The organism is Nostoc sp. FACHB-280 (genome assembly GCF_014697615.1).
GTDB lineage: Bacteria > Cyanobacteriota > Cyanobacteriia > Cyanobacteriales > Nostocaceae > Nostoc_B.
Genome location: NZ_JACJSD010000027.1, coordinates 31,242 through 51,568 on the forward strand (window position 1 = coordinate 31,242; position 20,327 = coordinate 51,568).

The 20,327-nt window shown below is 39.9% G+C and carries 16 protein-coding genes; all 16 read right to left on the minus strand.

Features of this window, described 5'->3' with window-relative positions; all coding sequences use genetic code 11:
• Positions 1–187: 187 nt before the first annotated feature.
• Positions 188–910 carry a heterocyst development glycosyltransferase HepC gene (gene hepC / locus H6G75_RS19360; protein ID WP_190981631.1) on the minus strand — a complete coding sequence of 241 codons (723 nt, stop codon included), beginning with the start codon at positions 908–910 and terminating at the stop codon, positions 188–190.
• Positions 911–1,710: 800 nt separating this feature from the next.
• A complete protein-coding gene (locus H6G75_RS19365) occupies positions 1,711–3,939 on the minus strand; it encodes a polysaccharide biosynthesis tyrosine autokinase (RefSeq protein ID WP_190981632.1) in 2,229 nt (742 codons plus the stop codon).
• A gap of 57 nt (positions 3,940–3,996) precedes the next feature.
• Entirely contained in the window at positions 3,997–5,085 is a 1,089-nt protein-coding gene (locus H6G75_RS19370) for a glycosyltransferase (RefSeq protein ID WP_190981633.1), read from the minus strand.
• 617 nt (positions 5,086–5,702) lie between these two features.
• Positions 5,703–7,016, minus strand: a complete 1,314-nt coding sequence (locus H6G75_RS19375; protein ID WP_190981634.1) for an NAD(P)H-dependent oxidoreductase — start codon at positions 7,014–7,016, stop codon at positions 5,703–5,705.
• Positions 7,017–7,056: 40 nt separating this feature from the next.
• A complete protein-coding gene (gene rfbC / locus H6G75_RS19380) occupies positions 7,057–7,626 on the minus strand; it encodes a dTDP-4-dehydrorhamnose 3,5-epimerase (RefSeq protein WP_190981635.1) in 570 nt (189 codons plus the stop codon).
• A gap of 158 nt (positions 7,627–7,784) precedes the next feature.
• Positions 7,785–8,633 carry a phytanoyl-CoA dioxygenase gene (locus H6G75_RS19385; protein WP_190981636.1) on the minus strand — a complete coding sequence of 283 codons (849 nt, stop codon included), beginning with the start codon at positions 8,631–8,633 and terminating at the stop codon, positions 7,785–7,787.
• A 103-nt stretch (positions 8,634–8,736) separates the two neighbouring features.
• Positions 8,737–9,570, minus strand: coding sequence for a phytanoyl-CoA dioxygenase family protein (locus H6G75_RS19390; RefSeq protein WP_190981637.1), 834 nt, complete (start codon positions 9,568–9,570; stop codon positions 8,737–8,739).
• A 190-nt stretch (positions 9,571–9,760) separates the two neighbouring features.
• Complete coding sequence (locus H6G75_RS19395; protein ID WP_190981638.1) at positions 9,761–10,582, minus strand: phytanoyl-CoA dioxygenase family protein; 822 nt, start codon at positions 10,580–10,582, stop codon at positions 9,761–9,763.
• 7 nt (positions 10,583–10,589) lie between these two features.
• Positions 10,590–11,633 (minus strand): glycosyltransferase family 2 protein, encoded by a 1,044-nt coding sequence (locus H6G75_RS19400; protein ID WP_190981639.1) that lies wholly within the window; start codon positions 11,631–11,633, stop codon positions 10,590–10,592.
• Positions 11,634–11,657: 24 nt separating this feature from the next.
• Positions 11,658–12,608 (minus strand): glycosyltransferase family 2 protein, encoded by a 951-nt coding sequence (locus H6G75_RS19405; protein WP_190981640.1) that lies wholly within the window; start codon positions 12,606–12,608, stop codon positions 11,658–11,660.
• A 120-nt stretch (positions 12,609–12,728) separates the two neighbouring features.
• A complete protein-coding gene (locus H6G75_RS19410; RefSeq protein ID WP_190981641.1) occupies positions 12,729–13,757 on the minus strand; it encodes an SDR family oxidoreductase in 1,029 nt (342 codons plus the stop codon).
• Between the two features lie 176 nt (positions 13,758–13,933).
• The gene (lhgO, locus tag H6G75_RS19415) at positions 13,934–15,148 is read right to left on the minus strand and encodes an L-2-hydroxyglutarate oxidase (protein ID WP_190981674.1); all 1,215 of its coding nucleotides are present in this window, start codon (positions 15,146–15,148) and stop codon (positions 13,934–13,936) included.
• 94 nt (positions 15,149–15,242) lie between these two features.
• Positions 15,243–16,016 carry a glucose-1-phosphate cytidylyltransferase gene (gene rfbF, locus H6G75_RS19420; RefSeq protein WP_062287188.1) on the minus strand — a complete coding sequence of 258 codons (774 nt, stop codon included), beginning with the start codon at positions 16,014–16,016 and terminating at the stop codon, positions 15,243–15,245.
• Between the two features lie 533 nt (positions 16,017–16,549).
• Positions 16,550–18,730, minus strand: a complete 2,181-nt coding sequence (locus H6G75_RS19425) for a tetratricopeptide repeat protein (RefSeq protein ID WP_190981642.1) — start codon at positions 18,728–18,730, stop codon at positions 16,550–16,552.
• A gap of 57 nt (positions 18,731–18,787) precedes the next feature.
• Positions 18,788–19,570 (minus strand): PP2C family serine/threonine-protein phosphatase, encoded by a 783-nt coding sequence (locus tag H6G75_RS19430; RefSeq protein WP_190981643.1) that lies wholly within the window; start codon positions 19,568–19,570, stop codon positions 18,788–18,790.
• A 50-nt stretch (positions 19,571–19,620) separates the two neighbouring features.
• Positions 19,621–20,295, minus strand: coding sequence for a VWA domain-containing protein (locus tag H6G75_RS19435; protein ID WP_190981644.1), 675 nt, complete (start codon positions 20,293–20,295; stop codon positions 19,621–19,623).
• Between the last annotated feature and the right edge of the window lie 32 nt (positions 20,296–20,327).

The window sequence follows — 20,327 nt, forward strand, 5'->3', positions numbered from 1 at the left end:
TTTGCGAATAAATATTTTCTAATTCCTAAAGGTTGCTACAGATGCTCTATGATATTTAGCTCTAGGCTAAGTGCGGCAAGTGATGTTATCAATTACCGCACTGTTTGTACAGGTTTTTAGCTAGATAGAGAAGACAGCAATTAATAATTAGTAATTATGAATTATTAATTATTAAGTTTTACCCTGCCTACACTGACCAAGATTTTGTCATCACAGGTAATTGATTTAGGGAAATTTGTGCTTCTGAACTGAATCTTATTGCTGTTGCTAAATTCCAATAACGAGACCCAATAAAACCCATATCACCCCGCAGTACATTGAATAACTGTGGTAAGTTTTCCAGACCAGATTTACGCATCCAACGCATTAAGGGTGTAAGGTTAAGTTTGCCTGTAGTGGAAAACTTAATAGCTTGGAAAAGTCTACCCCGTTCTCCTACATACCACTCGGTAGAAAATAGAGAGTCAGGTGAGGTAATTTGCAACAATATTACTAATCCCAACATGGCTGGACTTAGTAATAGCAGCAGAAATAAAGCTGCTATCCAATCAATGAGTCGCAGGAACCATCCCCAAGGTTTACTATTTTGTTTAAACAGTAAATTTTCTGAAGATCCGTAAAGAAACATTGGCTTATGAGCTTCTTTACAAGCATTCGCCCAAAACTTTATCCAAGTCTCACCAATTTGAGGGTCTACGCTCACCAAATTCACAGGGGAATGTTTTAAGCAATCAATTAATAATTGCTGGTTTTCTAAAGCTGGTAAATATGGCTGTTGGAATTTACCGGGAGATTTCACTAACAATTGACCCCGCCGCCATTGTAGTGTGCAGTATGGGGTAGCTTCGGTTGCAGGTTGTGGAGTTACACTATAAACAGTCTGTGGAGTACGAACTAATGAGCTAGTCATGTGTCTTTGGATTAGTAAGATAGTAAGTTGCTGATCTTGAAGGCGATTCATGCCAAAGACTTTGATCTGAATCTTGTCTTGCTCTAAAAATTAGTAGATGACTGATGAGTAAAAATTCAGTATCCAGGAGTCAAAATTTAGAAGTAATTCAGTATGATGGCTAAATTTGATGGGAGCAAACTTGTTGTTGATGCTGATGAATATCCTGAATAGTGGATTTTGACTTCTGAAGGAATAATTAGGTAGATATAGCAATCCTAAATGATTTATAAACTTCTCTCTCCCTTGTCTAACCTGTCTTCTTGTCTCTGTTGTTCACATATCAAACAGGACTGATATCACAATCAATATTTAGGGAAAGCTTGCAGGTAAAATTGGTATTTTTGAGTACAAGAAATATTGGATAGATGTAGAGATAAATCATCCAATATTTCTTGACGTTATGGGTGAGAACTGTGTTGAGTTTTGTCTACCTTTTTTGTTGATTGTCTAAGTTGAGAAAAACTAGTCCACTGTTGTCTTTTAGCTGCTGGGAAGGGGCTTTAATCTCTAGGATATAAGAGTCTGTAGAATTGACTATATACGGAAGTCGATTCTTTATTTAGTCTTTAAAATCAAGAGACTTAATCATCATAATTGTAAAGTTGAGATAAATATACTGATTTTTAACTAAGTAAATAGGATTTGATTTTGACAACAAAAATGATAAATCAAGACATTTTTTAATAAAGATAAAAAAATATGTGCGATCGCATCCACCAAAAGAGCGATCGCACATATCTATAAACTTCCAAGTTGTACTATTTTTCTACCGCTTGTTTCAAAGCCAAACGGTATTCCTTGGGATACTGGACAAAACTGCTATCTGAGCTAGAAACGCCATTAGCGACAACTCCAATTAGATTTAACTTGCTCAACATTCCGGTAGCTTGAGCAAGTTGGTTACGAGTCACCACACCCATACTAGCCACTAACACCACACTCCGACAGGACGATGCTGTTAACATTGCATCTACCAAACCCAATACAGGCGGCGCATCTATCAGCACCAAATCATAATTCTCTTCAAAGGTTCTCATCAATTGCATCATTCGCGGAGAACTCAACAAATGGGCGGGATCAGTCGGTTTCGGCCCAGCCGTCAAAATATCAATATAAGCTGAACCTAAAGATTGAATGCCAATCTGATTCGGTAAAGTAATCTCGCTACCCAGTAAAGTCGAAAGTCCTTGCTCGTTAGGCAGATTTAGCTGTTCGTGCAGACTGGGATTGCGTAAGTTCGCATCAATCAATAGCACTCGTTTGTGTAAGCGAGCCGCACTCATCGCCAAACCCAAAGCCATACCAGATTTAGCTTCATCAGGTAAAGCCGAAGTAATCATCAAAGACTTCAAACTAGATACAGTATTGAGCAGTTCAATGTTTTTGTAAATTAAGTCCAGAGATTCCCAACGTGGAGGCGACTGTAACACCTGAATTGTCCAAGGTGCAGGAGTTTCTGGCTTCCCAAAGGGTAACTTGATAATTGAATCTCTGGCTTTGGCGGGTGGTAATTTTGGCGTTGTTCCCAACAAAGGTAAAGCAACTTGCTTTTCTAACTCAGCCGTTGTGTGTACCGCATCATCAGAAGCCTCGCGTAAGAAAGCTGCAATTCCGCCCAACATTAACCCCACCACAGCACCTAACAAGACGTTTTGTTGCAAGTTGGGGCCTAACTGCACACCAACATGGGGTTCTTCCACAACTTCCCAATTAAATCCACCTTTGGCTAATTCTTGGCGCAATTGTTGTTCTGCTCTTAACAACTGCTCAAATCTTTCGCGGCTAAATTGCAACTGTGGTTGGATGCGATTGTAATAAGCCAACAAAGGTGGGAAGCGTTTGATTTCAAAACGTAATTGAGTTTCTTTTTGTGCCAAAGTTTGGTCACGGGCGCTCAATGCAACTATTGTTGTCTGAGTTTCTACTAATTCACTTGCCAAGCTCAAATCAATTTGGCCAAACTGTCCTTGTTCTAACAACGAGTCTCTAGAACCAACTACACCAGATGATCTTCCGCCTAGAGTTCTGCCTACTTCTTGTTCTAATAATGCTTTTTGGCTACTTAATTGCTCTTGTAGCTTCTGCACATTGGGAGTTTCATCTGTAAAGCGTAAACGTTCTTGAGCTAAAGCTAATTCTGTTCTTTGAATTTCGTTGAGTAAGCCTTGGTAACGTGTAGATTGGCTCAACCGGGAAGCAACGAGGGCATTTTGGGGAGAACGGTTCAATTGTTCTTCTAAAGATTTCTGTCGTGCTATAGCCTCTTGATATTGAGCGCGAGTTGTACGACGTTCTTGCTCAACATTATTCAGTGCATCTTCCAAAGCTTTGGCTTGAGCTACCGGGTCGATTAAATTCTGGTTACGACGGAATCTTTGGAGGTTAGACTCAGCTGCATTGACTTCTTCACTAGCCTTACTCAACTGTTCTCGAATAACTTGTAGACCTTTTTGCAGCCGAGAATCTTGTTGTTGTTTGTTGTATTCCACATAAACTTCCCGAACAGCAGTCAAAACCTTTTGAGTTTTGATGGGGTCTCTGTCGGTGTAGTCTACTTGGAAAATTTTGGTGGCGATATTATCTTCTTTGGTTTTGAGTTGGTTTAAAGCTAAAGCACCTTTAATATCACCTACAGTGATGTCTGGGTATTCTTTACGCAGTTTATCCACTGCCTTTTGAATTAGCCCTGAACTCTGCATGAGATTTAGCTGAGTGCCTGTATCTATTTCTACATTTGATTCAGTAAACTGATTTTCGACTCCACCTGCTTCTCGTTTACCTTGATAGTTAGGTTCTACTAACAGTTGCATTGAGCTTTTGTAAGTAGGTTTAGTCTTAGCAGTAATAATTGCTGCCATCGCAATTGAAGCCACAAATACTGCGACAAACCAAGGAAACCTGCGAATAAAAACTGCTAATATTTGTCCATAACCCGGCTCTGTATCAGTAATTGTATTTACACTGGGATTAAGACTAGTTTGAACCACTTTTATTATCCTTCTCTGCGAGACGCTACACGAACAACTAACAAGCCAGATGAATAATTAATGAGTTATACAAGTTTGATCAATAAGTTGCTCAACCTTCCTAAAAAATACTGGTTCTGAGAAATTGTTCACTGCATGATTACGAATATTTTCATAATTCCAAGTGATGCGTCCGGACTCTAGTAATGCAGCTTGTAGAGAGTCTGGTGATTGTCGTTTAAAAAAGACTCCAGTTTCGCCGTGAATTTGGGTATCTAAAACCCCACCAGCGCCATAAGCAATTACTGGTGTACCACTAGCATTAGCTTCTACAGGAACTAATCCATAATCTTCTAAAGCAGCAACAATCACTGATTTAGCTTTTGCAAACAAATCTTTACGTTGGCGATCGCTAACATGACCTAAAAATTCGATATTATTTAATGCCTTGGCTTTGAGGCGTGCTTGTTCTGGGCCGTCACCTGAGATTAATAATCGCCACCCCAACCAATTAAAAGCTTCGACGATTATATCTAGCCGCTTATAACTGATCATCCGTGCAGATGCTAAATAATAATCTTCTTTGGTATCAGAATAAACAAACTTACTGGTATCAATTGGATAGTTAACTACAATTGCGGGTTTACCATAAATCTGTTGAATTCTTTTGGCCACAACGCTGGAATTAGCAATATATAAGTCAGGTTCCTGGGCATATTTCAGGTCTACTTGCCGCATCAATTGGAAAATTCTTTCAATTAATGGCGCAAAATATCGATAATCTCCATACTCGCGCAAATATGTTTCTGTATCCCACAAAAAACGGGTGACATTATGACAAAAACAAACATGATGAGCATCCGGTCTTTTGCGTACAGCTTTAGCAAAACTGGTGCTACTGCTAATAATTAAATCGTAGTCTTGCAAATCTAAAGCCCGAAAAGCAGGAAAGTAAAATGGTGCCATCATTCTAAAATATTTAGCTGCACCCGGAATTTTTTGTAAAAAAGTTGTATTGACTATCCGCTCACCTAAATCAATGGTTTTTTGTGGGTCATACAAAGAAGTAAAAACATCGGCTGTGGGGTAGCGCCTACATAATAATTCAAATACGCGCTCTGCCCCTCCACGTTGCGTTAAATAATCATGGACAAGAGCAATTTTCATAAATTTTATTCAACCTGCTACCAAATTCGACGAGACAATTATTTTAGTCAATACTGCTAAAAGTTTAGTGTTTAGCACTATAAGATTTCATAACTAATTGGTTGGTTTAATAGAATACTTTTTAGCAATATTTATCTGTCTTTGTTAGTTGTTTAAATTATTTATAATATTTACTTCTGATCAAAAATCATGATTCAGTAAAAATATTTCTTTGGATATAGAATAAAAATATCATTTTAAAAATTGCTAGACTCAGATCCCCGACTTCTTTAAGAAGTCGGGGATCTGGTTGTTCACGAATGATTAAATTGAATGTCAAAACTCAGGAGTCAGAATTAGATAAAGCCAAATCTTACACCACATTGAATAATGATTGTGAGAGGGTTTTTTAAAAGTACTCTTATTGGTAACAAAACATTTTAGATCCCCCTAAATCCCCCTTTTTAAGGGGGACTTTGATTTATTTCCCCCCTTTTTAAGGGGGGTTAGGGGGGATCTAAAAGTGCGAATAATTACAACCAACCACTTGTCAAACATCCTCTGAGAAATAGATTTATTGTAGAGACGTTGTATACAACGTCTCTACTCACTTCTACAATCCAAAATCCAAAATGGGATTACCCAACAGCTACGAGAACTTTTTCAGAAGCAAAATAAGCATTTTGTTCTGCGCGTAATTGGTCACAAAGTCTACCTTCAGGTAGCTCTACATCATCATAGGTCAGCACTTGATCGCGGGGAATATCTCGTTTTAAGCGACAGCCTTCAGCTAGACCCATTGGTAGGAGTTTTTGTGCTTGAACAACGGGTGAATTTTCACATTGACCGTAGGTCATATAGTAACCAATGCCATCGAGAGTTTCGCCAGCTTTCAAATCGATTTTGGCGGTTGTGACTACATCTACCATTGGTTTATTAATTGGAGCCATGACTGCATCGTTGAATAAGACAGCACGAGCCACTGATAAGGGAACTTCAAAATGACAGAGGTGATAAGGAGTATAGAAGCTATAGAGAGGCCCTTCACCTAATTTGTAGAGGTTGAGGTAGTGGCGTTGTTTGGGGTCGTCGTGGGTAGCGAAAACAAATACACCGGGGCCGGGTTTAGCACCAACTACATAATCAACGATACCGCCTAATTCTTTGAGTTGGTCAATGTCGTACATATTAGTCATTTCATCAACATGACCTGTGAAGTCATAGCCCAGCATTCCTCGTTTGGCGACTTGCATCCCGGTTGCATTAGCAACGATCGCCTGCTCAAAGGAAATTTTGCTACCATCAGCAAAGCTTGTTACCATGTGGGCTTTTTGTCCCCAACGTTTAGCAAAGCCTTCTTGGGTGGTGGGGTTGCGATAGGGGTCTTGCAAGCCTTTGATGTTACCGCACAGTAATGGTGTCAAACCAATGCTCTGCACAAAGCGGTACAGATTCATTTCTACCCCTGGTTGGTCGCCATCGCAAGCACTGAGGATAACGCCTGCTTTGTCGGCGTAAACTTTCAGGATGGGGCCGACAGTACCATCGAGTTCAGCATTCATCATAATGACATGCTTGCGATGGGCGATCGCTTCCATGACGATATGAGCGCCAAATTCGACTGCGCCAGTCACTTCAATAATTGCTTCAATGCTTTCGGCTTGACAGATGATTTTAGCATCGTCGGTGATTGCATATTTGCCAGTGGCGATCGCATCTTCTAAATCGCTGACAGTGTTCACCACTTGCACATCTGCAATACCAGCTTCTGTATAAGCTCTTTTAGCTCCATCAATACTCCGGTTGAAGATAGCAACTAACTCCATTCCGGGAACTGAATTAATAATTTGATTAGCAATTCCTCGCCCCATAAAGCCAGCGCCAATCATTCCCACTTTGATGGGATTACCAGCAGCAGCACGAGCTTTTAAAGCATTATCAATAATAATCATGAAATTCCTCTTTGAATATCGCTAAATTATTTTTGGTTACTTATACACTTGCCGAAACAGCTTCAGCTTCTCCGACACGCATCATACTCAACAATGGCCAAGTCAAATCTTTCTCAGAAATTTCTGTAACTTCTACAGGCCATTCAATGTTGAAAAATGGGTCATTATAGCGCAAGCCTCTCTCATATCCTGGTGTATAAAACTCACCAACTTGATAGATAACTTCTGCATCATCTGTCAATGCTTGATAACCGTGAGCAAACATTTCAGGAACATATAAAGCCCGACGATTTTCGGCGGTTAATTCCACACCAATGTGCTGTAGAAATGTTGGTGAATTAGGACGCATATCAATAATTACGTCGTAAATTGCCCCTTTAGTACAGCGCACTAATTTGGTTTCGGCTGCGGGGTGGAGTTGATAGTGCATTCCCCGTAGAGTGCCTTTTTTATAGTTATAAGATAAATTACATTGAGAAACCATTGGTTTTAAGCCGTGGGCTTCAAATTCTTGAGCGCAAAAATATCTAGCAAAAAAACCACGATGATCATTTCTTTCTTCTAAGTCAATAATGTAAGCATCTTGCAGACTTGTAGCTGTAAAAATCATGAACTACCTCAATAATTAATGTTTGTTTTTTCGGAAATTAGTAGCTATAAATCTGTACTCAGAGTACTTAAAAAATCAGGAAAAATTCATAAATTTAAGTATCAATTATCCTAAATTAATTTGAAATTCTGGCTCCTGAATTCTAAGTTATGACTTTGTTAAACCAGAGTTTTTTCAACTTCAGATACAGTCACTTCTGCGCTGGGATGAGTATCATCCCAAAATTGTGTACACAGGTCTGGTCTTTCGGGAGGGTTAGCTGTGTAGCAAAAGAACAGTGTTGAGCGTGTTTCGCTGCGTACAGTGCCATGATGTAAAGTATTTTTGGTATCTACAAAAATGACTGTACCTGCTGGCCCTGGACAAGATTTCCAAGCTGATTGAGGTATGACTTTTTTGACAATTTCATCATCAATACCCATATAGCTTGACTTTAAAAGCTGGTAATAAAGCCACCAAGATTTCAGACTAAATAAAGGTGTTAAAGAACGGGGAATGTATTGAAAAGGCCCGGTTTTTTCTTCTACATCATGCAAGCAAACAAAGATTTTAATCAAGCGGCGGTCTTCAGCATCACTATGCCATAATAAAGTGCCGAATTGATGATCACTAGGAAAATCTTGGCGTAAATGTACACCATGAAAAGTGATAGGTACGCCAATATAATTTTCAATGATATTTAGCAATCTTTTTTGCTTTGCCCATTGAGAAAATTCTGGTAAAGCCGTCACTGTGGTAATGTGCGGCCATTTTTCGGCTAAATTTTCATTGTTGGGATTTCGTATCCGAGACAATTGATAATTAGCAGCTTGGAGTAGTTCAGCACTAAAATCTAAACCTAAATCTGCCAAAGTTGTCGCATAAACACCATCTCGTTTGAGAGTCTCGACAATTTTGCGATCGCGTGATTCTAATGCTGGTAAATTTTTAGTATGTCGCCAACGTTTGAGGTTAAAAACCAAATCAGAGAATAGGGAAAATATTTTATATTTAAGTGCTTTTAGCATAGGCTTATGATGTCGAACATTTTCAGTAGTGCTGAGTACTGAGTAATCCCATAGATATATCTATGGGATTAAAGCAAGGAGACTAAAGTAATACTATTTACCACTAAGCAATTTCTTGCAGCATTTCTGGCTTGGGAAAAGTGTCATCCCAATATTGAGTGCAAAGTTCTGGTCGTTTGGGTGGGTTAGTTGTATAAACAAAAAATAGTGCTGACCTTGCTTCGGTGCGGATAGTACCGTGATGTAAAGCAGTTCTGGGATCTGCAATGAGTACTGTGCCGGCTTTCCCTGTGCAAGATTTCCAAGCTGATTGGGGAATAATTTTTTCTACTTGTTCATCGTTAATTCCTAAGTAACCAGACTGACGCAACTGGCGGTCAATTCGATAGGAATTTAATTGCGGATATGATGTTAATGATAAAGGAATATACTCAAACGGCCCGTGCTTTTTCTCAACATCATGGAGATAAATAATTACCTTAACCATTTTGCGGTCTTCGGAATCTTTATGCCATAATAATGTGCCGAATTGGTGTTCATTCGGAAAGTCTTTGCGTAAATGTACACCGTGAAAAGCAACGGGTAAACCTAAATAATTTTCAATTATCTTTAATAGTCTGTTATTACTTCCCCATTTATAAAATTCTGGTAAATCTGTAACTGTATAAATTTGTGGTAATCTCTCATTTTGATGGGAGTTATTGATATCTGCCATTCTGCTTAATTGATGATTAGCAGCCTGTAGCATTTCTTGAGTGGATGGTAAGCCTAAATCGGCAAGTGTGGTTACATAAGCACCTTCTCGTTTGAGTGTGTTCACAATCAAGCGATCGCCTGATTCTAGTGCTGGCAGTTTGGCTGTATGCTGCCAGATTCTCATTCTATAAGCTAACTCTGAGTTGAGTGTTGCCATTTTGCCTTTTATTGTATTCAGCATGGCACAAATACCTCATTAATTTACTGTGATTACGTTAATTAGCTTGAGAAGCCAGAATTCAGGAGTCAGAATACAAGATTCAGAATTATTAAAAATTCATAATTCTGCTAGATAGAAATTTTGTTATTTTCTATGTGTTGGTTATCAAACTTGATTCAAATCTGACTCCTAAATTCCGTATTCTGAATCCTTAGATTTTCTGGAGTACTTCTGGTTTAGGATAAGTATCATCCCAGTATTGAGTACAAAGCCCAGGTCTTTTCGGTGGGTTAGCAGTGTAGACAAAAAATAGTGTGGAACGCTCTTGAGTGCGTACAGTGCCATGATGTAGAAGTCGCTGGGTATCAACAATAATGACGGTACCTGCTTTCCCTGGACATGACTTCCAAGCTGATTTAGGCACAATTTTGTCTAAGGTTGCATCATCAATGCCTGTATTGTAGATTTTGGTATACAGGCGATAGAAATTAAGATTAGAGATAGAAGTAAATGATGCTGGTACATATTCAAAAGGGCCGTTTTCTTCTTCTACATCATTTAAGTAAATGATGATTTTAATAATCCGGCGATCTTCTGAATCTCTGTGCCATAGCATGGTGCTGAATTGACTAGTATTTACAAAGTCTTTACGTACTTGTACACCATGATAGGCAACAGGAAGACCAATGTAATTTTCCAGAATATTTAACAGCTTTGTTTCCTTTCCCCAGTTATGAAAGTTGGGTAAATGGGTAACTGTGTAAATTTCTGGAGGATTTTGAGCAGAAGCGGCATAGTTGGCAGTACCAATATTTGGTAGTAAGCTATTAGCAGCCTCAAGTAATTGTGGTGTGGTGGCTAATCCTAATTCAGCAAGTGTGGTAATGTAAATACCTTCGCGCTTGAGGGTATCAACTATTAAGCGATCGCTTGGTTCTAGGGTTGGTAAATTCGGCGTATACTGCCAGAGTTTGATTCTATAAGCTAACTCTGAGTTTATTGCTTCTATCTTGTCTTGAAGTATATTTAGCATAGGTAGATTATTTTGTTTTGATAATAGATTTAAGTTGCGATCGCCTGTTATTGGTTGTTCGCAATTCTTGAGGAGTTGGTTCGTTAGTTTCGGCAAGTTTCAATTCTTTCAACGCCATTACATCCAACATCGAAAGACTCACTAAAGCAACAAACGGAACTGCTACTTTAATGGCAGATACAGGCCATCTTCTTAAAGCACCCAAGAAAACTTTTAAATTAACTTCTTTGCCATTTTGTAATAGCATCCGTCTGCAAAATTGCTTAGAATAGCCACATTCCTCTAGTTTCAAAATGACTTCGGGAATATGTTTGTATTGCATTAATAGGGCTGATTTTGGCTCTTTTTGCCAATAACTCACACCCACAATACATTCTAAATAAGTCTCTTTCGTGACAATTATCTTGCCGTGTGCAGCACAATAGCCAGCCAAATAGGCTAAAGAAATCCAATTACTTGCAGCATCCGGCCAAATTTGTAAGGCACGTTTTACAAAATCAGCGCGGTAAATACTAGCGGTGAGAAAAATAACTGCGCCTACGCTTTTAGCAAAGCAATGTTCAAATATCGCTTTACTATCTCCGCGACCATCTTCTGAATCAGCATCAAACCAGCGATTTCCTACAATTGTGGGGGGATGAACTGGTTCATTATTAATTTTATTTCTTCCCGAAAAATTGAGAAATAATAATCCTAAATCTTCATGTTGTTTGAGCTTCTCAATCACATAAGGAATAGCTCTATCTTGGATTGGATCATCATCTCCAATTGTCCAAACATACTTGGTTGTTGCTGAACTTAGGCAATACATGATATTCCGCATTACGCCTAAGTTTTCAGGATTTCTATTTGACCTAAATGTGATATTACTCAGTTTTGCTTGCCATTTCTGAATCACAGCCTGAGTATGATCTGTAGAACAGTTATCAGAAACTAAAATTTCACATTCAGATTCAAAACCTTGAATTGCTTTTGTCAGCCATGATAACTGTTTATCCAGTAATTCAGCCCGATTATATGTAGGGATGGCAATGGTGAGTAATTTATTCATAAATAGAGAAATTTTTCAGGTTTATTAACTAACTTTTAGTGCTTTTGCTGGTAAAAATGACTTACGTATAGATGCAATTACTAAAACTAGATATGAAATAATAATGTTGATGGCTAAACCCGGCCATCTTCTAAAAGCTCCCAAGAAAATTATCCAGTCGCTTTTGGTAACGATATTCTGCAAAATCATTTGCAGACAAAATGTCTTAGAATAGCCAATTTCTAAAAGTTTGGCATAAACTTCTGGAATGTAAACATATCTCATCATGAATGACCATTTTGGGTCTTGCTCTAAATAACTCGCGTGCATGGTACATTCTAAATAATTATCTTTAGTGACAATCACGCTACCATTACTTGCACAAAAGCCTGTCCAATATGCCTGAGATGCCAGATTTTTACAAGCAGATTGCCATTGTTGCAGAGCGCGTTTGACTAATGCTGTTTGATAAACTGTTGCAGTCATAAAAATTACACCGCCAAAGCTTTCTTTGAGATAACGTTGTAAAGCAGCTTTACCATTAGTCATTGGTGCATCACTATCACTGTTAAACCAGCGTTGTACAGTGATTTCATTAGTTAACTTATCCCTGCCATAGCAATTCAAAAAAATCAGTGCTGTCTCAGGATTTTGCTTGATAGTTTTTAACAAAAAAGTCAAAGCATTATCTTGAATCGGGTCATCATCGCCAACTGTCCAAACATATCTACCACTGGCAGCTTGAATACAAGCAGCGATGTTAGGCATTAAACCTATATTCTCTTGATTTCTATAATATTTAAATGTAGTTTCACTAAAGATTGGTTGCCATTTTTTAATGATTTCTTGAGTGTTATCTTTGGAACAATTATCAGAAATAATAATTTCACACTCAGATTCAAATCCTGGTAGAGATTTTGCTAACCAAGATAGTTGTTGCTCTAAAAGTGCAGCACGATTATAAGTAGGAATAGCAATGGTGAGTAATTTATTCATTTTTTTGCTAAGATATATTACAAGATGAGATTTAGTATTGTTAATATTGACTGAATTTCCATATCCCCGACTTCTCAAAGAAGTCGGGGATATAACTTGGTTAATAGTTAATACTGGAACTTACTTTTTAGTCCAGAAGAAATCTTTGTCAATTTGTTCGGTGCGGATGAGATACTCTAGCTGTTTTAAGCGAGTAAACCCTCTAAATAAGAAGGTGTCTTCAGTCATATCAATTTGACTGAATAAGTTAAATAGTTGTTGTGCGCCTAATTGAGCATTCCAATCACATTTAAAACCAGGGAGAATGCTGTTAATTTTCTCGAAGGATACGCGATAACTGCGGTTATCTGCGCCATTTTGACCAAAGCTTAATTTACAACCAGGGAAAGCATCAGCAATAATTTCGGCAATTTCTTTGACTCGATAGTTATTACTGGTATCACCAACGTTAAAGATTTGGTTATGTACAAGGTCGCGTGGTGCTTCTAAGGCACAGATAATGGCTTTACAAATATCTAATGCGTGGACTAATGGCCGCCAAGGTGTACCATCGCTGGTCATTTTAATTTCTTTACTTGTCCAAGCTAAACCAGCGAGGTTGTTTAATACGATGTCAAACCGCATTCTAGGAGAAGCACCAAAAGCTGTGGCATTCCGCATGAATGTTGGGGAAAAATCATCATCTGCCAGGGGTCTAACATCTCGTTCAACAAGGGTTTTACATTCTGCATAAGCAGTTTGGGGATTGATGGGAGATTCTTCTGTGACATCGCCTTCTGTAGCTACACCATAAACACTACACGAAGACATATAGACGAAGCGTCGCACACCCATTGTTTTAGCTAAATTAGCAAGGCGTACAGAACCTAAATGATTGATTTCGTAGGTAATATTGGGTGCTAGTTGTCCGGTGGGGTCGTTGGAAAGTTCCGCCATGTGAACGATCGCGTCTACACCTTCTAAATCTTCTGGGGTAATGTGGCGGATATCTTTGTTGAGGGTTTTAGCGGTAATTTCTGTACCGTTGTACAGCCAACCAACTTTATAAAAGCCTGTGTCAACACCGATGACTTCATGGCCACGTTCAATTAACAGAGGAGGCAATAAAGAACCTAGATAGCCTTCTGTTCCGGTTACTAATATTTTCATTTGTGGAAATTCCTTTAAAAGTTTTGAGGTAAAAATTCAGGAGTCAGAAAATGTTTTAAAAGCCCTCTATTTGCTAGTAAGACATTTGAGTTCCCCCTAAATCCCCCTTTTTAAGGGGGACTTTGACGCATTTTTCGGGACTGTCGTATATTTACAGCACTCCCAACTCCCAATACTTATGCAACAATTACAGTTTCAAGATGGGACTGTTGAGGAACTTGAGAAGCGATCGCTTTGCCAATTTCTAAAGAAGATGTGGCTGCGGGTGAAGGTGCATTGCAGACATTAATTGAATTTTGACCAGGAATGATCAAAAAGTCGTCTACTAGTTTGCCGTCATCCATTAAAGCTTGGGCGCGAACTCCCGCATGGGTGGGGACTAAATCTTCGGCTTGAACTTCGGGAATCAGTTTTTGCAAACTTCTGACAAATGCTGCTTTGCTAAAGGAACGAATGATTTCTTGAATACCTTCGTCAGCGTGTTTAGCTGCAAGCTTCCAGAAACCGGGGTAAGTCATGACTTCTGCAAAATCCCGCAAGTCGAAGTCGGTTTTTTTGTAACCTTCGCGCTTGAGGCTGAGAACGGCGTTAGGGCCAGCATGAACTGTACCATCAATCATTTTGGTAAAGTGAACGCCTAGGAAGGGAAAATCAGGGTTGGGAACTGGGTAAATTAGGGTTTTTACCAGATACCGTTTTTCTGGGGTGAGTTCGTAATATTCGCCCCGGAAAGGTACGATTTTCGCTTTGGGTTCGACTCCACCTAACTTAGCAATGCGATCGCTATGCAATCCGGCACAATTGATGATAAATTTCGTTTCAAAGTTGCCTTGATTGGTTTCTAGTACTTGATTTTTCCCACTCGCAGAGATTTTCAATACTTTGGTATTGAGGCGTAAATCTCCACCTTGATTTTGAATTAATTGGGCGTATTTTAAACAAACTTGCTTGTAATTAACAATACCAGTCGAAAATACTCGAATGCCCGCCACACAGCTCACATGAGGTTCAATTTCTCTAACCTCTTCTGGACTGATTTTTTGGACTTTTAAATTATTTTCTAAACCACGTTGATAGAGATTTTCTAACCGTGGTAGTTCTTGTTCATCGGTAGCAACAATAACTTTACCGCAGATTTCATGGTCAATTCCATGCTCTTGGCAGAATTCCACCATCGAGCGACTACCATCACGGCAAAATTTAGCTTTAAAACTCCCTGGTTTGTAGTAAATGCCAGAGTGAATTACCCCACTATTATTGCCGGTTTGGTGAAATGCCCAGTTGCTTTCTTTTTCTAATACTAAAATGCGTGCTTGTGGATAACGTTTACCCAAGGCCATCGCTGTTGATAAGCCTACTATGCCACCGCCGACAATCGCAAAATCGTACATATTATTTGTCATTAGTCATTTGTCATTTGTGAAAAAGCTGAAGTAGAAGCTTGAGCATGAAATTTTATACTTTACACTTCATACTTCATACTTCTTACCATACTTGCCAAGGAGCTTTACCACTCTGCCATAGTTCTTCGAGATGATTTTTATCGCGTAAGGTATCCATTGGCTGCCAAAAACCATTGTGTTTAAAAGCAGATAACTGTTCCATATCAGCTAACTTTTCTAATGGTTCTTTCTCCCAAACGGTGCTGTCATCCGCAATTAAATCAATAACATCTGGTTCGAGAATAAAATAGCCACCATTTACCCAAGCGCCTTCACCGTCGCGTTTTTCACGGAAGCTGGTAATTTTGGTTTGCTCTTGTTCTAAAGAAATAGCGCCAAAACGTCCGGCTGGTTGTACTGCTGTGAGTGTCGCTAATGTTTTTTGTTGTTTATGAAATTTAATTAGCTCAGTGATATTTATATCACTTACACCATCACCATAAGTAAAGCAAAAAGTGTCATTTCCGACATGTTCAGCAACTCGTTTTAAGCGTCCACCAGTCATAGTACTGTCGCCAGTATTGACTAATGTCACACGCCAAGGTTCTGCATAACCAGAATGTACATTCATTTGGTTAAAACGCATATCAAAAGTTACATCTGACATGTGTAAGAAGTAATTAGCAAAATACTCTTTAATCACGTAACCTTTGTAACCACAACAAATAATAAAATCATTAATGCCGTGGGCTGAATAAGTTTTCATGATGTGCCAAAGAATTGGTTTACCACCAATTTCCACCATTGGCTTTGGTCTGATACTGGTTTCTTCACTGAGGCGTGTACCAAGTCCACCAGCCAAAATCACCGCTTTCATGCAATTACCTCGGAGATTCGTAGGGAATTATTATGTAATTAGAATTCAGGAGTCAAAATATTAGATTTAGAGGCTTTTAATGAGTGTAGGATTCATATACTCATTAATTCTGGATTCTGGATTTTGACTTCTAGATTCTTTAATCTGAGTTTCTGGAGATGAAGAGGATGCACTTGGTTGGAGAGAATTTGTCTTTGCTCTGTTTTTCTCCGTACATAATCTAACTAGAATTTTTGCTACTTGTATGAAGGAAAAGTAAATTAAAATCTTGAATGTGTAAAAGGTTGATGAATAGTTTTTACACGGAAAATTTGTTCACTGAAATTAATATAAATGTTACCGCGTAAATTATTTAGATTGTATTTTTCTAACTCAGATATGACTGGCTTTTGTGGGCATTGCAGAGAATATTTTCTAGTAACAATTAGTGTCAATGTTTACATAAATTCAGATACCCGACTTCTTCAAGAAGCCGGGTATCTAATTGTTCCATATTGAAGCAGAATTATTGACAAATAACCAATGAATTTACCCTAATTTGTTCCTACAGTTCCCCAAGCACTAGAACTTTGCAGTAAAGCATTACATTGGCTTTCAATGATCACACACATACTGCTGAGTGCTTGTTGATAATTTTCGGTATCTTCTTGTTCTAGGGCGAGTTTAGCGGCCACTTGTAAGTCTTCGACGGCGGCGTGGCTATTTTTTTCTGCTTCTTTACCACCATATTGGGCGACTTCATAGCGCACCATACCGCGTTTTAGATAAGCTTTTGCCAGTTTTTCGTTAAGTTTTAATGCTTGGTCAAAGTCAGCGATCGCTTTTTGGTATTGTTGGGCGTATTCGGTGCTGTATTGCGCCATTTGGTAATATACCGAACCGCGCTGAAAATAAGCTTCGGCTTTGGAGGCGTTGAGTTTAATCGCTTCGGAAAAATCGCCTATGGCTTGCTGGAACTCTTTGAGCGATTCACCACTATACTTGGCGATTTGCGCTCGCACAATACCCCTACGGATATATGCTTCGGCTTCTTTGACGTTGAGGCGGATGGCATTGTTAAAATCTGCGATCGCTAAATGATATTCTCGATCTGGATCGTTGCTATACTCAGCCAGCATATAGCGAGCGTTACCACGATTCACCAAAGCTTTCACTTCCTGGGGATTGATTTCCAAGGCTTTTGTATAGTCAGCTAATGCTCCTTCGTAGTCTTTAAGATTGTAACGAGCATTACCTCGGTTAATAAAAGATTTGGCGTATTTTGGTTCTTCTTGAATGGCTTTGGTAAAACTTTCCACTGCTTGCTTATAGTCGCGCACTTGGTAAGCAGCATGACCTTGTTTGTAATAATCAGCAAAATTTAGCATCGGCCGACTCGGTGCCGTATGTGCCATCAAGGTTTGCTGAGTATAAGCATTTTGCGACACAAACGGACGGGTAAATTTCACCATCACATCCAAATAACCCAACATCCCTAAACCCAGACAACCTAAAACAATCGGGTAAATTTTCGATACCTTGCGCTGTTGATAAGGAAAATAATTTGGCTGATTATTCGGTCGCCAGGAATTACCCTTAGCAAAGGACATAACTGGCTGTGGTAAACGATGAGGCTGATTGTAGCGTCTGGTGGGGATAGTGGCAGGTCTGAGATGTTCTCGATTTTCAATTGCCCGTTGTGAGGGAAAAGGATCTCGTCCGCCTAAACGCAAAGTCCGCTCACACCAAGGACAGCTATGCAAATGATTACTGTAGCGATGCTGAGGATTAGTAGTGCAGGTAATTAAAGCATCTTCAGCTTCCGTCAGAGCCGATAACCAAGCTTGAGCATGGGGACGTAACTGCGGGTTGTTGTGGCCAGTTTCAAAACACTGGATAAACAATTCCTGCAAACTTGGATGCAGCATTTCCCAAGGCGGGGCAATGGGAGTTGGCAGGTAAGGAACTTGGCGGTTTTGGCTGTAGGTGAAGTGTCCAGCAGCAATGCGGGCTTCGTAAGCTGGCGGTTCGGCAGTACCTTGAAAAATCCCGGAAAAAGGATGTGTACCTTCCATTAATAATTGGAAGATCAGTACTGCCAAACCAAATGAGTCATGATCAACTGTGCGATCGTGTTGGGCGAAGACTTTGTTTTGTAGTTCTGGTGGAGTAAACTCTGGTTTACCCACTGCACAGCGGTAGACAAGATTGTGATTTAAATCTGGCACTTGGAAAGAGTCAGTATCGACCAAACTCACCAGTGCTGTATCACTGACTAAGATGTTGGACTCGTTGACATCACCCACGCAATAACCACTACTGTGCAGGGCTGCAAAAGCCGCCGCTAAATTCCGCGCTGTTCGCACTAAATATTGATAGTTGAATAACGGGCAGTGTTGGCGACGGGTTCTGGGGTTGTAAAAGTCAATAATTGGCCGCATCCCGCGAATCCGCGGCATGATAAAACCAATAACAGTTTTACTCCCATCTGCTGTTTTGATTAACTCTTGTGGCCAAGCAATGGAAATATGCCCCAAATTAGCTGTCGGGTTTTCCGGTGGGTTAGCCAGCATCGCTTGCAGTTTTTTAGCGTGATTGGCTGTGGGTTTGTGATAAACCTTCGCCACTAAATCGCCATCAGATGGCACTGCATAAACACAGGCTTCACCACCTCGTCCTAAGCTAACGCTGAGGTTGATAATTTCTGGCTGGGGAAGACAACGTAGTACCTTCATGTTTAAGTCACTGTTAACGGGGGTTAGATAAAAAGACCGAACTTGCAGAATCCTTGTTTATGAGCGGTTGAAGGCAGCAATAATTAGTGTTAAATCATCGTCGGTACGTTGTGTTATCCGCTCAGAACCTAAAAACCTCACGAGTTGCTCTTTCGCTAATGTTTTGTCCTCGGCGTTTTCGATAAAGTCAAACAAAGGAAAAAAGAAGGGTTTGTGAGGTTCGCCAACAACCATGTTTAAAGCCAGCATTTGTAGTCCATCGGTGAGGATACCAACGTTGACTATTTCTTCACGCCATAATCTCATTTGAGCTGTGTCTATAGCATCTAAGGAAGTCAAGAACGTCGTTTCGTTGATATATTCTCCGTTATTGGGTATGGTTAGCGCAATTAAATTTCCTTGACGATTTTTTGCGACTGCCATCCCGTCACCGATTTGGGCGGCTGCTACCATTTCTGGTGTAGCGATGGTAATTATTAAGGTAGTTGCTAAATCTTGGGGCTGCTGACTACAAGCTGCGGCTTCTGCTTCTACGGCTTTTTTAGCAGCCAGCAAGGCATCACTCAACAAAGATTGCACTCCCAAATCATCAGCTAAAACAGCGCGAGAGACTTCTTTGTGCGATAAATGTTCTACAGCTGCTTCTGTCGCCACCATTGCGCCAATTTTCCCCTGACTGGCAGAACCTGCGCCATCTGCTGCTGCGGCTACTAATATATTGTCTGGCAATAGCTGCCAGTTGTGAGCATCCTGACACAGCTGCTTATTTCTGATGTGGCTGGTACCACATACAGATGCGGCGACTACCCGCCAATGAGAAATCTGTTTTGATGTGTTCATAGATTCTGTGTCTGGGCTAGCTGTGTAAGTATGAAACCGCACAAGGGCGATTAAATGGAACCCCAGCCAATTGGAGGTAATGCTACTTGTTCATCTACTTGGGAATGGGAAACAGCCGCCATACTTGCTGACAACCACATAAACATTTCCACGAAGTTTAATCCGCGCAATTTCAGGGGTGTCCGCACAGCTAACTGATTGAGCGTTGTCATGTTGGCATTTTCTACACCTACAGAGAAAAAGGCTACGCGCTTATTGGCTTCATCTCCTTGGACTCTTTGGGCCGCTTGGGCTACTAAATGTTCTTGTTCGCCCTGGGGTTCACCATCGGTAATCATGAATACCCAAGGGCGATAGTAGGCAATGCCATTGGAGCGATATAGGGATTTACGCTCTTGCACCATATCTAAGGCTTTGTGAATGCCTGCGCCCATGCTGGTGAGTCCTTGGGCGGTGAGAATTGGCGGGTTAAATTGATCAGCGGTTACAAAGTCTTGGACGACATTTACTTGGCTATCAAAAGTTACTATTGCTACTTCAACTCGACGAGATGCTAAGGAATTTTTGACTAATTCATCTTTTAAACTCAGCAAGCCTTGATTTAATGCTTCTATGGCTTCGCCTTGCATGGAACCAGATGTATCTAGTAACAATACACAAGGACAACGGGGTTCGGGATTTTCCGCAAATTCTACTACTTCATCCAGGGTTAATGTATCTTGCATAACTTTTTGTGTTATGTTATAGTCCAAAGCTT